Here is a 15,329-nt window from a genome sequence, read left to right as displayed (position 1 = left end):
ACCGCTGGGCATTCCTGGTGGAGATGTCCCCGCTTCTGAAATCACTGCGGACTTAATACTGCCCGAGCAAAAAAAACACGCCAAGGCCCGCGCAGTCGAATTATTTGCGGCTCAATGGTTCTGTTTCGCAGACCGTTTCAGGCCTTGTCAGCCAATCTTGCAGCGCAGCATCCCGTTCCGTGAGAAGTGGGTCATTGCCGAATAAGCGATTTCAGGTGGACGAAACCCGCCGCGTCCGCAAATTCCGGGAGCCGCCAGATTGCGCCATTTGCTCCCCATGAACCTTCCGCGACATCGTGGACGATCACCGAGCTAACCAGGCGGCGTTGGTCCGCAACGGGCAGCGCTTGTGTGAAGGCGTCGTGGGCCAGACTGGCGTATCGGGCGCGTGCGGCCGCGTCGAGCACGCCGGCGGGCACGTAGATCATCGCAATGCATGGCAAAACCTGGGCTGTGACATCGGTCCCTCCGCACGTCCAGAATCCCGGCGCGACTTCATCGATCGTGATCCAGCACAGGAAGCGCTTTTTCGCATCGTCGGGAATCTGCTCGGCACTAGCAGCTGCATCGTTAAGCAGACGCACTAGCGTCTCACGGTGCGGGGAGGGAAATGAATCCTTGGGAAGCTTGACCAGAATATTCGGCAAGTGAGCCTCTTCATTTGCGTGCGGAAGCTTGCATTAGAGCGTTGGCGTGCGCAGAATCCGAGTGTCTGACAGGACATCTTTCATGCGTATCCAGCCATTCTACGATTTCACGATTCTGATCCTCGATGGTGCTTATCCGTCGAGCGTCACGCTAACCCTCGACATCCTCGCGGTGGCGGCTTCGGTGTCGGCACGCGTTGGCGCCGCGGCGCCCAGATGGCGCGTCTACTCGACCGCCGGCAACTGCGTGCAGCTCGGGCACGGTCTTTCAATCGAAGCGAAGCCTTTGCCGAAGACCTCGCGCGCGGATAGTTCGATCTGGGTCGTGCCCGGACTGGGACTTGAAAGCCCAACGGATATACCGAACCGTCTGGAGCAAGCCGATGCGCTCATGGCGATTAAGGCTCTACGGAGTCATGCGCAGCGCGGCGGCACCGTAGCGGCATCCTGCTCGGCCGTCTTCCTGCTTCAGTCGGCCGGTCTGCTGGAAGATCGCCGGGCGACGACCTCGTGGTGGCTGGCGCCGCTGCTTCAACGTTTGGAGAAACGCTGCACCGTCGACGCGGATCGTATGGTGATCGAGGATGGTGGAGTCGTAACGGCGGGCGCAACACTCGCACAAACCGATCTGCTGTTGTATCTGCTGCGTGGCAAATTCGGGCCGGCACTGGCGGATGCCGTATCTCGTGTGCTTCTTGTCGACGCGCGGCAGGCACAGGCACCGTTCATCGCGCCCTCGCTGCTCGCAAGCGGGAGCGAACTGGTGGACAGGATCATCACGCATGTCGAGGCTTCGCTGCCTCAGCTACCTGGTTTGGCAGAGCTGGCGGCGCGGTTCTGCATGTCCGAGCGAACCTTCACGCGTCACGTGCGAGCCGCTACGGGGCGCAGCACGCAGGACTTGCTGCAAAGCGTTCGGCTTGGGAGAGCGCGCATGCTGCTTGCCACAAGCCGGATGACGGTCGAACAGATCGCCGAACAAGTCGGCTACAGCGATGCAACGGCGCTCAGAAGAATGATGCGCAAGCTTGTGGGTGCAACGCCGAGACAGTTCAGGCCGACCGCGTATTGAGTGGGCGGTTGATCCGATCCAGGGCGATATTTTTGCATCGATCCAGAACCGCTCCTGTCCGCAACCCCGGCACGCCAATATTCATCACGTACCCGGGGTTTTGCCCTGATCTATCGAGCGGCTCTTCACATGATCGATGAAGGCACGCAGCTTCGGCATCATCTGCCGGCGGCTGGGATAGTAGAGAAATACGCCCGGTATCACCGGCGCGAACGGCTCCAGCACCTGCACCAGGCTTCCCGCTTTCAATCCTTCAGCGACCATCGGCGCGGGTAGTTGCGCCAGGCCCATGCCTTCGACTGCCGCGCCGAGCATGGTGGGAAAATCGTGGGCGATGAAGGGACCGGATACGGCGATCTCGATCGCGCGGCCGTTGTCGTCGAATGACCAGAGCGCTAGCGCGCCGCTGGATCGCCGCCATCGCAAGCATGCGTGTTGGCGCAGATCGTCTGTGTGGCTGGGCCGGCTGCGCTCTGCGAAGTACGCTGGGCTGCCGACGACGATCAGACGAAGCGGTGGTGTCAAAGGTACCGCGACCATGTCGGCGTCGACGAACTGACCGAACCTGATACCGGCGTCGAACCCTTCCGCTGCAAGATCGACCAGTTCCTTGCTTGTGGCGATCTCCACTTCAACTTCGGGATAGGCTTGGCAGAAAGATGCGACCAGGGATTCGAGCAGGATCGGCACAACCGCGCGCGGCACTGACAGACGCAGCAATCCCGCGGGGCGTTGACCGAGTCCGCGCGCAACCTGACTGGCGGCGACAAGTTCGTCGAAGGCAGGTTTTGCGTGCGAAAGATACCGTTCGCCCGCTTCAGTCAGGCCGACACTACGCGTGGTGCGAATGAAGAGCGCTGCGCCAATACGCGCTTCAAGTACACGCACTGCCTGGCTGACGGCCGACGGTGTCACGCCGAGTTCCGCGGCTGCCCGGCGAAAACTGCGATGCTGGGCAACGCTCAGAAACACCTCCACGCCGTCGAGCGCGCCCTGCCTGACTGTGAAGTTCTGCTTCATAGCCCGTCAACATTGTGATGAATAGTCGCTCGCGAGAGGCCATGGTACACCTACGTCTGCAGATGACGCGCCGGCTGATCCCCAGCCTGGCCTCAATGCACCAGACCATACCTGACAGGAGGCAACATGCCACCGGAGCTTCTCTTTCAATTGCATCTCGTTTTGGGGTACGTCGCCTGGATGCTCTGTTTTCGCGTATACGTCTGGCCCAGGCTCAAGTCGATGGACCCGTTCGATGCGCAACGTGCGATCGCCACTTTGCACAGCTTCCGTTTCTTCGGGCTGGTGTTCATTCTGCCAGGTGTCGTCAGTCCCGACCTGCCTGCCAGCTTTGCCGCGTTCGCCGCATACGGCGACTTCGCCACGGGCGTTCTGGCGATGCTGGCGCTACTCACCGCACGAGTGCGCTCGCTTTTCTGGCTGTTCGTCGTAGCGTTCAATCTCGTCGGAGTGACCGACCTCATTGTCGACTACTACCACGCTATCCAGGCAGATCTTCCGGCACATGCGGGAGAGTTCGGCGCTACCTACGCGATTCCAATCATCTATGTGCCACTGCTGATGATTACGCATCTTTCCGCGTTCTATCTGCTGCTGCGCCCGCAGCCCAAGATGGTCCACAGCTATTGATCCGCGAGAGGACGCGCATTGCGCGGTGAACGTCTTGCTCTACGCCGTATCGCAACTTTTGATTGGCAGGCGGCATAGTTCATTGCAATACTACTGCCGGATTGCGCGTCGTTGAGTGCGGGTTTCACGGCGTTTTATCCGGCTGATTTTTTCAATGAACGCTGAAGAATAAGCTGGTAAAACACTTCTTCAGGATTCTTATAGCCAATGTATTCCGCAGTGGCCGATATAAGCCTCAGGCCTTGCGGTTGACATGACGTCAGGCGTCAATCGAAAGGAAGGCATGAAAATGACACGCGTCCGGGTTGAGGGTTTTACCGTCTCGCTTGACGGATACGGAGCTGGTCCGAATCAGGACATCAACAATCCGCTCGGCGTGGGCGGGACGGATTTGCACCAGTGGTTAGTCCCGACCCGCACGTTCCAACAGACCCTGTTTGGTGCCGACGGCGGCACAACGGGGATCGACGACGACTTCGCGGCGCGGGGCTTCAAGAATGTTGGCGCCTGGATTCTCGGAAGAAACATGTTCGGACCGATTCGCGGTTCCTGGCCCGACATGAACTGGAAAGGCTGGTGGGGAGACAACCCACCCTATCACGTTCCAACTTTCATCCTGACTCATCACGCACGCGCGCCGATCCAGATGGAAGGCGGAACGACATTTCACTTCGTCACGGGTGGTATTCACGAGGCGCTTGAGCGGGCGCGCGAAGCAGCCAACGGAATGGATGTGCGCATTGGCGGCGGCGCTAGCACTATCCAGCAGTATCTTCGTGCGGGCCTGATCGATGAACTGCACTTCGCTATCTCACCGGTCCTGCTGGGCGCAGGAGAGCGACTGTTCGAGGGGGTTGACGCGCGTGCTCTGGGATACGAATGCGCTCAGTTCGTTGCGACAGAGAAAGCCACCCATGTCGTACTCCGGCGCCGAGGGCACAGCGACGCCTGACAACGGGTTGCAGCGGACGGCGCTGCTGCGCCGCCGCATCCGCCAGGGCAACCTACCCCTTAAATTCCACCGAAACGAAAATCTTCTTACACGGCTCAACAACTTCCCACGTCCCTTTGAACCCCGCGGGAATCAGGAATCGGTCCCCGGCCCGCACGGTCTTCGCCGTGCCTTCCGCATCTCGAATCACGGACACGCCCTCAAGAATCTCGCAGTATTCACTCTCGGTGAAGTTCACCGTCCATTGACCGCAAGCCCCTTCCCAAACACCCGCCGCAAGCTGCCCGCACGGACTGGCAAAATGCGTGTGAACCGCTTGCGCAGGATTGCCGGCGAGCACTGCTTCCGCCTTCGGCATGTACTCAACGCTTTCCTTGGCGGGCTGTGAGAAATCTACGATGTTCAGAATGCTCATAATGTCTCTAATGCAAACAGAGTTAGAAATCGAAGCATCAAAAAGGACGTGACGCACGCACCCACTGCATGCGCCACGCTCAAAAGGCGTCACCTGACGTCGCCCAAGATCGCTACAGCACAAGAACAGCAACCAAGCTTCAACTTCCCGACTTCAACTGTGCCCACAGCCGGTTTTCAAGCCGCATGATCGGCGCAGGCTGCGGCCGCATCAACGTCATCTTGTTCAGCACGGCCTCAGGCGGATACACGTTCGCGTCCTGCTCAATCGCCGGCGTCACAAACTGTCTTGCCGCCCGATTCGCAGTCGGATAGAAAACCTCGTTGGTAATCGCGGCACTCACTTTCGGGTCTTCGATGTAGTTCATCCACTTCATTGCCGCTTCCGGATGCGGAGCATCTTTCGGAATCACCATCACGTCCATCCAGAGCAGACCTGCGTCCTTGATGTTCGAGAACCGTACCTCATACGAACGCTTCGCTTCCGACGAGCGCCGCCGCGCAATGCCCACATCGCCGGAATAACCGAGCGCGACACAGATATCGTTGTTCGCCAGATCGTTGATATAGCCGGACGAATTGAACTGCGTGATATACGGCCGCACTTTCTTCAGCACTTCGTACGCGGCCTGGTAGTCACCGGGATTGGTGCTGTTCGGGTCCTTATGCATGTACTGAAGCACGGCTGGGAAAACGTCCGCTGCCGCGTCGAGGAAAGACACCCCGCAGCTTTTGAGCTTCGAAAGATTCGCTGGGTCGAACAACAGCGACCAGTTATCAACCGGCGCGTCGGCGCCGAGTGCTTTTTTCACGGCCTGAACGTTATAGCCGATGCCGTCGGTGCCCCACGCCCACGGCACGCCGTATTGATTGCCGGGGTCGGCATCTGCAATCAGCTTCATCAAACCGGGATCGAGGTTCGCGAGATTCGGCATCTTCGATTTGTCGATCTTCTGATACACGCCTGCTTCGATCTGGCGCGCCATATAACTCGATGTAGGCACAACGATGTCATACCCGGAGCTGCCTGCCAGCAGTTTCGCCTGCAACGTGTCGTCGCTATCGTAACTGTCGTATTTCACGGTGATGCCGGATTGCTTTTCGAAGCCAGAGATCGTGTCTTTGGCGATGTAGTCCGACCAGTTGTAGACATTGATCGTCGTGTCCGCTGCGCGTGCAGCGTTCATGGGGGATACAGCGGCCATCGAGCACAGCATCGTGCCGGTGAGCGAGACAAGCTTGGCATGACGGATCTTCATTCGACTATCTCCTTGGTTGCGATCTTCAGTTTTCGCCGCAGCGCAGGCGCGGATGCGCGAGCGTGACAACCCGCACGTCCGTCTACGTCGCACGAATGCGGGCGAGAACGGGACGTGGCGCCGCCTGCCGCGGCGCAAGCGCACAGCAGAGCTAAATGGGACGTAGACGGACGAGCGCTATGAACCGGCCAACGCTAGCAAGGCAACTTGCAAAGCGCGGACGGACAAACGCATTGCAGGCGTTCAACCGCTAAATAAGCGGCCAGATCGCATGCAACACTTGCTCGCGAAAAGAGAAGGGGACTAAGGCAGAAGCGACGCGATTTCGTCAGTTCGCACCCCGATGGCTGCGGGGGCTGCAATGACGTTGTGCCGACGCACGGAGCGCCGCGACAACACGGTATCGATGGACAGGGGGCGGGATGGCGAAGCGCAGTTGCTCCCCTGATGAGCGATCGAGCAGCCGGACAGGAAGGTTCTTTCCCGACCAGGCTGGTATCTCACCAATGGACCACGGACTTTCACGATGGAACCCGAAGCGACGTTGAATAGAAGTCCTCGCTGATGCAGATCGACCCACTCTGCGAGAACCACCAGACTGCCGCCCTAGGATATATGAGCCATTATTTTCGTCAAAGGATTTTCTGACACTGCGCCGTCACAGTGATGCGCAGTGGAATGTGTTCATGCGAGCGCATGCTTGAACAGGCATGGCTCGCATCGCACTGCATGGCAGCAGATAACGTTGGCGTTTTATTGACCGTCCATCGGCGCGGGCTGAGCCGCCGGCGCAGCAGGTGCGGTCGTGCCGGTTTGCGACGATCCGTTTGCCGAAGAACCATAGCCGGTGGTGTCATGTTGTGCGGCTACACGCGCTTCGGCTGCCTGAATGTCCCCGGGGTAGGTCGAATCACCTGAGGCGGCTGGGTTGTAGCCGGCCTGTTCAATCTGGATCAATTGCGCCCTGACTTCCGCACGAGTCAACGGCTGTTCCGTCTGTGCGAACGAAGCCACCGGGGCGGCGATTACAACGACCAGTGCGATTGCCTTGATCAGCGATTTCATGATGCTTCCCTCCGAGAATTGTTTTATCCGGCGCCGCAACGCGGGTTGGGCGGCCTATGAACGATTCTAGGAAGCGGGGGTTCCAGGGCAAACCCCTAAACGGGTAATTCAGTCTTGCTGCAAATGATAAGTCGGGGTTATGTAATGCTCTTCCTAAGATATGGGGAATTACTTCAGAGTCCAGAACGTACGCCCACTCGATACGCGGTGGTCTGGCGATAGGTGCTGCCGGGCCTCACGATAACCTGCTCCTGTTCAGTCATATTGACTTCGTTCGGAAAGCCGCCGGCTTCGAGACACAGTCCGGCGTGCGGCTGGTAGGCGATGCCGTCGCGTCCTATGTCGCCGTTTAACGAATTGCCGGTATAGAACTGTAAACCGCGCTGATCGGTTGAAACGGTCAGCTCGCGCCCGCTGCCGGGGTCGTATGCGCAGGCTACCTGGCGCACTTGCGGCTCGCGCCCGGCCGTGGCGGCGTCGGATGTGCTGTGCAGGACGTAGCAGTGGTCGAAGCCGCCGGCTCTGGCAAGCTGCGCATGCGGCCAATCGAGCCGTGCGCCGATCGGCGCGCTCTGCCGGAAGTCGAACGCATTGCCCGCTACCTCTGCCAGTTCGCAAGGGATCATCGATACATCCACTTCGAAGAACCGCTCGGCGTCGATCGACAGCACATGGCCGCGTATATCGGCCCCGCGCCGGCCCGTCAGGTTGAAGTACGGATGGCTCGTCAGATTGAGTGGCGTCGCCGCGTCCGTCATGGCTTCGTAGGCGATCGTCAAGGTGCCGTCGTCGTCGAGTGTGTAACGCACCTGCACCGTCACGTTGCCCGGAAAGCCGGCGTCGCCTTCGGGCGACTCGAGGCGCATGAGCAGCGCGCCGTTATCTTCGCTCACGTCCCAAAGCGCGCGATGAAAACCTTGTGTGCCGCCATGCAGCAGATTCGCGCCTTCATTGCGATCGAGCGTGTACTCGATACCGTCGAGCGTGAAGCGCGCATCGGCAATGCGATTCGCCCAGCGGCCGATCAATCCGCCCATGTAGGTCGTGGCCGCAAGGTACTCAGCGGGCGTGTCGTGGCCTAGCAGAATGTCGCCGAGCCGGCCAGCGCGGTCCGGTGCATGCCACGAGACCAGGGTCGCGCCGAGGTCGCTGATCGCGACTTTCATGCCGTGCGCATTGCGCAGCGTGAAGAGCCGCACGGGATCGCCACCGGGCAGCGCGCCCCATGGCTCAGAAGAAAGAGGTGCAATGCTGATCATGTGGTCGGTGGAGATAAAGGATGAAAGGCATGCTCAGCCAGGCGCTGCGGTCGAATTCGCACGTTCCTGATACTCGCGCGGCGTACAGCCGAGTTCGCGGCGAAACACCGCGTACATGTATTGCAGCGACGTGAACCCGCAACGGATCGCCACCTCCGCGCTCGAGGCATCGCGCGCGGCAAGCAGCGCTTTGGCGACATCGAGTTTGTGGCGCAGGATTTCCTGATGCACGGTGCATTGCCGTTCGCGCCGGAAGTACTCTTCGAGCGACGATCGCGATACGCCCACGTAATCGGCAACCTGTTCGGTGCGAATGCCCTGGCACGCGTACTGGCGGATGAAGTGCCGTGCGCGCATCACATAGGGACTCGCGAGCGGCTGGTGCTTAGTCGATTCGAGCACGTTGATGCCGACCGGCGGTACGAGAATGCGCCGCCCAGGGAAACGCGCGCCGTGCAGCATCTGATGCAGCAAGTGAGCAGCGGTGCGGCCCATTTCCTCGGTGCCCTGAATCACGGAGGAAAGCGGAATGCGGGTCAAGGTGCGCGTGAGCGGATCGTTGTCGATGCCGATGATCGCCACCTGTTCCGGCACGGGAATGCCCGCGATCAAACAGGCCTGCAGCAGATGCCGTGCGCGGGCGTCGGTGACGGCGATGATGCCCACCGGCTTCGGCAGTTGATTCAGCCACGCGGTGAGCTGCTCGGTGGCCTGATTCCACGACGGCGCGCTGGTCGACAGGCCGCGATAAATCTCGGTGCCGATCTGCGCGGCGCTATGGCCGTCCGCGCTGCGCAGGTGAGCGAACGCCAACTCACGTTGCTGCGCCCAGCGATTTTCCTGCGCTTGCGGAAGGCTGTACAACGCGAAGTGTTCGAGACCCGCGCCGATCAGATGCGTGTAGGCGAGCGAAACGAGCTTGGCGTTATCGGTTGCGATATAGGGTAAGTCCGGAGGGTAGTGGGCCGGGTCTTCAAACGATGAACCGACCGCGACCACCGGCAACGGACAGTCACGCAGCGCTTCGCCCACAGCGGGATCATCGAAATCCGCAATGATGCCGTCGCCGTCGAATTGCTCGATACCCGTCAGACGGCAGCGGAAATCTTCTTCGAGAAAGAGATCCCAGGCTACGCGCGTCGACAGCAGGTAATTGCCGATGCCGGTGATGATTTCGCGGTCGTAGACCTTGTTCGCGTTGAACAGCAGCGCGATCCGATGGGTCGTCTGTGGTGTTTGCGGACGGGTCATGGCAGTGGGCGGTGCGCGGATCGGCAGGACTCGCGGCGCCTTCGTCTCCTGTTGGGTGCGCGCCAAAGGCGGCACTGTTTTTAAGCGTCTGGTTATTCTAGGCCGCGAAGCTCGCACGGGTGTGAAACAAACGCGTGGGCACTAAGAAACATTAAGCGTGCTGTGCAATTTCGCAATTGCCGATGCATCTGGCAAGCGGCAGCATGGCGTCACCTTGTCAACCGGCGCGGCGATGCCGCACGGGTTGCAGTGCAGCATAAAACAGGAGACGCTGATGTCGTATTTCGAACATATTCCTGCGATTCGCTACGAGGGTCCGCAATCGGATAACCCGCTTGCGTATCGCCATTACGACAAGAGTAAGCGCGTGCTCGGCAAGACGCTCGAGGAACATCTGCGTATCGCCGTGTGCTACTGGCATACGTTCGTGTGGCCGGGCGTCGATATCTTCGGGCAAGGAACGTTTCGGCGTCCATGGCAGCAGGCCGGCGACGCGATGGAGCGGGCGCAGCAAAAAGCGGATTCCGCATTTGAGTTTTTCTCGAAGCTCGGCACGCCGTATTACACGTTTCACGATACCGACGTCGCGCCGGAAGGCGATAGCCTGAAAACCTATAGCGAGAACTTCACGCGCATCGCCGACTATCTCGCCCGCAAGCAGCAGGATACCGGCATCAAATTGCTGTGGGGCACGGCGAATCTGTTCTCGCATCCGCGTTATGCGGGGGGTGCCGCGACCAGTCCCGATCCGGAGATTTTCGCGTTTGCCGCCGCGCAGGTTCGTCACGCGCTCGACGCGACGCAACGACTGGGTGGTGAAAACTATGTGCTGTGGGGAGGCCGCGAAGGCTACGACACGCTGCTCAATACCGACCTTGTTCGCGAACGCGATCAGCTTGCCCGTTTCCTGCATATGGTGGTCGAGCATAAACACAAGATCGGCTTCAAAGGCGCGTTGCTGATCGAACCGAAGCCGCAGGAGCCAACCAAGCATCAATACGACTACGACGTGGCCTCCGTACATGGTTTCCTGCTGCAACACGGGTTGGAGAAAGAGATTCGCGTGAACATCGAGGCCAATCATGCGACCCTTGCCGGCCACTCGTTTCATCACGAGATCGCCACCGCCTATGCGCTTGGGATCTTCGGCAGCGTCGACGCGAATCGTGGCGATCCGCAGAACGGCTGGGATACGGACCAGTTTCCGAATAGCGTCGAAGAACTGACGCTGGCCTTCTATGAAATTCTGAAGCACGGCGGCTTCACAAGCGGCGGTATGAATTTCGACGCAAAAGTACGGCGGCAGAGCGTCGACCCGGAAGATCTGTTCTTCGGTCACATTGGCGCAATCGATAATCTGGCGCTCGCCGTCGAGCGGGCTGCGACGCTGATCGAGAACGACCGGCTCGAACAGTTCAAGCGCCACCGCTATGCAGGCTGGGATTCGGAATTCGGCCGCAAAATTCTCAAGGGCGAGTATTCGCTCTCCACGCTGGCCACGGATGCATTGACGCGCGGCCTGAATCCGCAGCACACGAGCGGCCGGCAGGAGCAGTTGGAAAACGTCGTGAATCAGGCGATTTATAGGGGCCGCTGAACGGCAGTCACGAAGTAACGCTTTCGGAAATAGCGTAGTACGACATAAAAATCGCGCGGCCACGCTGACCGCGCGAGTAGAGAAGCTTTGGTTTGTCGCTTGTCCGGTTCTGTGGCTCGCAGCGCAGACCGTCCAATCCGGTATTCGGGCTATCAGAACAAGGAGTGAGACATGAAATTCGCAACGCGCCGTACCCTACTGAGTTCGCTTGTGTGTGGAGCCGTGCTCGCCAGCCTGTCACTTGCCGCGCCGCTCGCGCACGCAAGCAAGGATCACCCCGAAATTGGTTTCTGCATCGACGACCTGCGTGTCGAGCGCTGGTCGCGCGATCGGGACTACTTCGTTGCGGCAGCAGAAAAGCTGGGCGCCAAGGTATCGGTGCAGTCCGCCGATGCGAGCGAGGAGCGGCAGATTTCGCAAATCGAGAATCTGATCTCGCGCGGCGTGGACGTGATCGTGATCGTACCGTTCAACTCGAAGACGCTTGGTAATGTTGTCGCAGAGGCCAAGAAGGCGGGCATCAAGGTCGTTTCGTATGACCGCCTGATTCTCGACGCGGATGTAGACGCCTATATTTCGTTCGACAACGAGAAGGTCGGTGAACTGCAAGCGCAAGGTGTTTATAACGCGCAACCGAAGGGCAATTACTTCCTGCTCGGCGGCGCGCCGACCGATAACAACGCGAAGATGCTGCGTGAAGGTCAGCTCAAAGTGTTGAAACCCGCGATAGACAAGGGCGATATCAAGGTCGTCGGTCAGCAGTGGGTGCCGGAGTGGAGCGCGTCGACAGCGCTGCGTATTGTTGAAGATGCGCTCACGGCGAACAACAACAAGATCGACGCGATCGTCGCTTCGAACGACGGTACCGCGGGCGGCGCGATCCAGGCGCTCGCTGCGCAGCACATGGCGGGCAAGGTGCCGGTCTCGGGGCAGGATGCCGATCTTGCGGCCGTTAGGCGCGTGATTGCCGGCACACAGACCATGACCGTGTACAAGCCGCTGAAGCTGATCGCGAGTGAAGCGGCAAAACTCTCTGTCGCGCTGGCGAAGGGCGAGAAGCCGGCCTTCAATGCCCAGTACGACAACGGTAAGAAGAAGGTCGACACGGTGCTTCTGCAACCCACGTTGCTCACCAAAAGCAACGTCGATGTGGTCGTCAAGGACGGCTTCTATACCCAGGCCCAGCTCGCGAGCCAATGAGCGTAATGTGTGCGTAGTTCAAGCCGACGTGCCTGGCATGCACCAGGCACGTCGGCACGAGCGCGCGCCCTGCAGCGAGGCATAGCGAATGAGTGAACCATTATTGACGATGCGCGGCATCGTCAAAGCGTTTTCCGGTGTGAAGGCGCTCGACGGCATCGACCTGACGGTGGCGCCAGGCGAGTGCGTGGGCTTGTGCGGAGAGAACGGCGCAGGAAAATCGACGCTGATGAAAGTGCTCTCAGGCGTCTATCCGCACGGCACGTGGGATGGCGAAATAATCTGGGAAGGCGAGCCGCTGAAAGCCGCGAGCATAAGGGACACGGAACGTGCGGGCATCATCATCATTCACCAGGAATTGATGCTGGTGCCGGAGCTATCGGTCGCGGAGAATATCTTTCTCGGCAATGAGATCACGCTGCCGGGCGGCAGAATGAATTACGCCGCCATGTATCAGCGTGCTGATGAGCTGCTGCGCGAACTCGGCATCAGTGGAATCAATTCCGCACAACCGGTGATGAACTACGGTGGCGGCCATCAGCAGCTGATCGAAATCGCGAAGGCGTTGAACAAGCGCGCGAAGCTGCTGATTCTCGATGAACCGTCGTCGTCGCTGACGGCTACGGAAATACACATCCTGCTGGATATCTTGCGTGATCTGAAACGGCGCGGCGTCGCCTGCGTGTATATCTCGCACAAGCTCGACGAAGTCGCGGCCGTGTGCGACACGATCAGCGTGATTCGCGACGGCCGCCATGTCGCAACCGAACCAATGCACGCGTTGACTACCGACCGCATCATCTCGCTGATGGTGGGCCGTGAGATCAAGAACCTGTTCCCGCGTGAGCCGCATCCGATCGGCGAGGTGATCTTCGAAGCGCGCCACGTGACCTGTTTCGACGTCACCAATCCGCGCCGCAAGCGTGTGAACGATGTGTCCTTTGCGCTACGACGCGGTGAGATTCTCGGCGTTGCCGGTCTGGTTGGCGCAGGACGTACGGAGTTGATGCAGGCGATCTTCGGTGCGTATCCGGGGGTGAGCGAAGCGAGCGTGGTGATGGACGGCAAGCCATTGAAAATTCGCGCGCCGGTCGATGCGATTCGCGCCGGCATCGGCATGGTGCCGGAAGATCGCAAGCGTCATGGCATCGTGCCGGGACTGAGCGTCGGCCACAACATCACGCTTGCGGTGTTGCAACGCTTCGCGAAGGGCGGTCGGATCGATTCCGCCGCCGAACTCGATACGATTCATACGGAGATGAAGCGGCTTTCAGTGCGCGCGGCGCATCCCATGCTTTCGATTGCGAGTCTATCGGGCGGCAATCAGCAGAAGGCCGTGCTGACGCGCATGCTGCTCACGGACCCGAAAGTGCTGATCCTGGACGAACCGACCCGCGGCGTCGATGTCGGCGCGAAATACGAAATCTACAAACTGATCTTTCAACTGGCACAGCGAGGCATGTCGATCGTAATGGTGTCGTCCGAATTGCCTGAAGTGCTCGGTATCAGCGATCGCGTGCTGGTGATCGGCGAAGGCGAATTACGCGGCGACTTCGTCAACGACGGCCTCACGCAAGAGGACATTCTCAGCGCCGCGATTCGTCCTGTGCAGCGATCCACGAACCCAACCGCAGCGAGTGCCGCATGACTCCCGACGTCACTTCCCAACCCGCAGAAGGCGCCGCGCCACGTGGCGCGTTCGGTGGTCCGCAACGCGTTCAGCAACTGTTCGCACGTTACAAGATTCTCGCGTTGCTGATTGCCGTGGCCGTGATCTGGATTTTCTTTTCCTTTCTGACACACGGCGCGTTCGTGACGCCGCGCAATCTGTCGAATCTGCTGCGGCAAATGTCGATTACCGGCATGCTCGCGTGCGGCATGGTGTTCGTGATCATCGCGGGCGAGATCGACCTGTCGGTCGGCTCCCTGCTGGGTCTGCTTGGCGGCGTCGCGGCAATTCTCGATGTGAACCGGCACTGGCCGATCGGCGTCACCGTGCCGCTGGTGATGCTGCTAGGTGTGCTCGTCGGTATGTTCAACGGCTGGTGGTCGACCTACCGGCGTGTGCCTTCGTTCATTGTCGGTCTGGGCGGCATGCTCGCGTATCGCGGCATTCTGCTCGGTGTCACGGGTGGCTCGACGATCGCACCCGTCTCAGACGACTTCGTATTTATCGGCCAAGGATATTTGCCGCGTCTTGCAGGCGATACGCTGGCAGTTGTGCTGTTCGTGGTGCTGGCCTTTCTGACGGTGCGGCAACGAAGCAACCGTGAGCGATATAAGTTGCGCGTGGTGCCGATCTGGCAAGACGTCGTGAAGGTGGTCGGCGCGGGCGTGATTCTGGCCGCGTTTGTCGCCACGCTCGATCGTTACGGCGGAATTCCCGTGCCGGTTCTGCTGCTGCTCGCGTTATTGGGTATTTTCACGTGGATCGCGACGCAGACCGTTTTCGGGCGGCGCATCTATGCGGTGGGTTCCAACCTGGAAGCAACCCGGCTCTCCGGTGTGAATACGAACCGTGTGAAGCTGGCGATCTTCGCGCTGATGGGGCTGATGTGCGCGTTCGCCGGCATCGTCAATACGGCACGGCTCGCGGCGGGCTCGCCGTCGGCAGGATCGATGGGCGAACTCGATGCGATCGCCGCATGCTTTATCGGCGGAACGTCGATGCGCGGCGGTTCTGGAACGGTTTATGGCGCGCTGATCGGCGCGCTGGTGATGGCCAGCCTGGATAACGGCATGTCGATGCTCGACGTCGACGCGTACTGGCAGATGATCGTGAAGGGCAGCATTCTTGTGCTGGCTGTGTGGATCGATGTCGTGTCGGGGTCGAATCGGCGGTAAGGTATCCGTAGGATAATCGCGAAAATTGCAAAGGCGTTTCGGAGTTCGAAGCCGTGGCCGATGGCCAATTCGTCGTGACAAAGCGGAAATACCTCGGCTGTCGTAGGCGTTGGCTGAGT

The 15,329-nt window shown here is 59.8% G+C and carries 14 protein-coding genes; 7 read left to right on the top strand and 7 right to left on the bottom strand.

Annotation, left to right across the window (positions count from 1 at the left end; translation table 11 throughout):
• Positions 1–191: 191 nt before the first annotated feature.
• Positions 192–647 (bottom strand): tautomerase, encoded by a 456-nt coding sequence (locus tag GH665_RS37095; RefSeq protein WP_153141971.1) that lies wholly within the window; start codon positions 645–647, stop codon positions 192–194.
• An 82-nt stretch (positions 648–729) separates the two neighbouring features.
• Between GH665_RS37095 and GH665_RS37090 the strand changes: the two genes are divergently transcribed.
• Positions 730–1,719, top strand: coding sequence for a GlxA family transcriptional regulator (locus tag GH665_RS37090; RefSeq protein ID WP_153141970.1), 990 nt, complete (start codon positions 730–732; stop codon positions 1,717–1,719).
• Between the two features lie 84 nt (positions 1,720–1,803).
• Here the strand turns inward: GH665_RS37090 and GH665_RS37085 are convergent, their stop codons facing one another.
• Positions 1,804–2,739 carry a LysR family transcriptional regulator gene (locus tag GH665_RS37085; protein WP_153141969.1) on the bottom strand — a complete coding sequence of 312 codons (936 nt, stop codon included), beginning with the start codon at positions 2,737–2,739 and terminating at the stop codon, positions 1,804–1,806.
• 126 nt (positions 2,740–2,865) lie between these two features.
• On the opposite strand from GH665_RS37085, the gene GH665_RS37080 reads away from it, so the two are divergent.
• Positions 2,866–3,369 (top strand): hypothetical protein, encoded by a 504-nt coding sequence (locus tag GH665_RS37080; RefSeq protein WP_153141968.1) that lies wholly within the window; start codon positions 2,866–2,868, stop codon positions 3,367–3,369.
• A 289-nt stretch (positions 3,370–3,658) separates the two neighbouring features.
• Entirely contained in the window at positions 3,659–4,321 is a 663-nt protein-coding gene (locus GH665_RS37075) for a dihydrofolate reductase family protein (protein ID WP_153142490.1), read from the top strand.
• A 52-nt stretch (positions 4,322–4,373) separates the two neighbouring features.
• Here GH665_RS37075 and GH665_RS37070 read toward each other — a convergent pair whose 3' ends face one another.
• From GH665_RS37070 to GH665_RS37050, 5 genes are all read right to left on the bottom strand, one after another.
• Positions 4,374–4,736 carry a cupin domain-containing protein gene (locus GH665_RS37070; protein WP_153141967.1) on the bottom strand — a complete coding sequence of 121 codons (363 nt, stop codon included), beginning with the start codon at positions 4,734–4,736 and terminating at the stop codon, positions 4,374–4,376.
• A gap of 139 nt (positions 4,737–4,875) precedes the next feature.
• Positions 4,876–5,994, bottom strand: coding sequence for a polyamine ABC transporter substrate-binding protein (locus tag GH665_RS37065; RefSeq protein ID WP_153141966.1), 1,119 nt, complete (start codon positions 5,992–5,994; stop codon positions 4,876–4,878).
• A gap of 753 nt (positions 5,995–6,747) precedes the next feature.
• Entirely contained in the window at positions 6,748–7,059 is a 312-nt protein-coding gene (locus tag GH665_RS37060; protein ID WP_153141965.1) for a DUF4148 domain-containing protein, read from the bottom strand.
• A 173-nt stretch (positions 7,060–7,232) separates the two neighbouring features.
• Positions 7,233–8,318, bottom strand: a complete 1,086-nt coding sequence (locus GH665_RS37055; protein ID WP_153141964.1) for an aldose epimerase family protein — start codon at positions 8,316–8,318, stop codon at positions 7,233–7,235.
• Positions 8,319–8,351: 33 nt separating this feature from the next.
• Positions 8,352–9,569 carry a XylR family transcriptional regulator gene (locus tag GH665_RS37050; RefSeq protein WP_153141963.1) on the bottom strand — a complete coding sequence of 406 codons (1,218 nt, stop codon included), beginning with the start codon at positions 9,567–9,569 and terminating at the stop codon, positions 8,352–8,354.
• Positions 9,570–9,843: 274 nt separating this feature from the next.
• Here GH665_RS37050 and xylA point away from each other — a divergent pair, with 274 nt between their 5' ends.
• The 4 genes from xylA (at position 9,844) to GH665_RS37030 (ending at position 15,210) form a co-directional block, all read left to right on the top strand.
• Positions 9,844–11,166, top strand: a complete 1,323-nt coding sequence (gene xylA, locus GH665_RS37045) for a xylose isomerase (protein WP_153141962.1) — start codon at positions 9,844–9,846, stop codon at positions 11,164–11,166.
• A 171-nt stretch (positions 11,167–11,337) separates the two neighbouring features.
• On the top strand, positions 11,338–12,366 hold the full coding sequence (gene xylF, locus GH665_RS37040) for a D-xylose ABC transporter substrate-binding protein (protein WP_153141961.1): 1,029 nt from the start codon (positions 11,338–11,340) through the stop codon (positions 12,364–12,366).
• An 88-nt stretch (positions 12,367–12,454) separates the two neighbouring features.
• Positions 12,455–14,014 carry a D-xylose ABC transporter ATP-binding protein gene (gene xylG / locus GH665_RS37035; RefSeq protein ID WP_153141960.1) on the top strand — a complete coding sequence of 520 codons (1,560 nt, stop codon included), beginning with the start codon at positions 12,455–12,457 and terminating at the stop codon, positions 14,012–14,014.
• The gene (locus GH665_RS37030) at positions 14,011–15,210 is read left to right on the top strand and encodes a sugar ABC transporter permease (protein ID WP_046571964.1); all 1,200 of its coding nucleotides are present in this window, start codon (positions 14,011–14,013) and stop codon (positions 15,208–15,210) included. Before xylG ends, GH665_RS37030 begins: the two co-directional genes overlap by 4 nt.
• Positions 15,211–15,329: the final 119 nt, after the last annotated feature.

Source organism: Paraburkholderia agricolaris (assembly GCF_009455635.1).
Lineage (GTDB): Bacteria > Pseudomonadota > Gammaproteobacteria > Burkholderiales > Burkholderiaceae > Paraburkholderia > Paraburkholderia agricolaris.
This window is presented reverse-complemented; position numbering and strand designations above follow the sequence as displayed.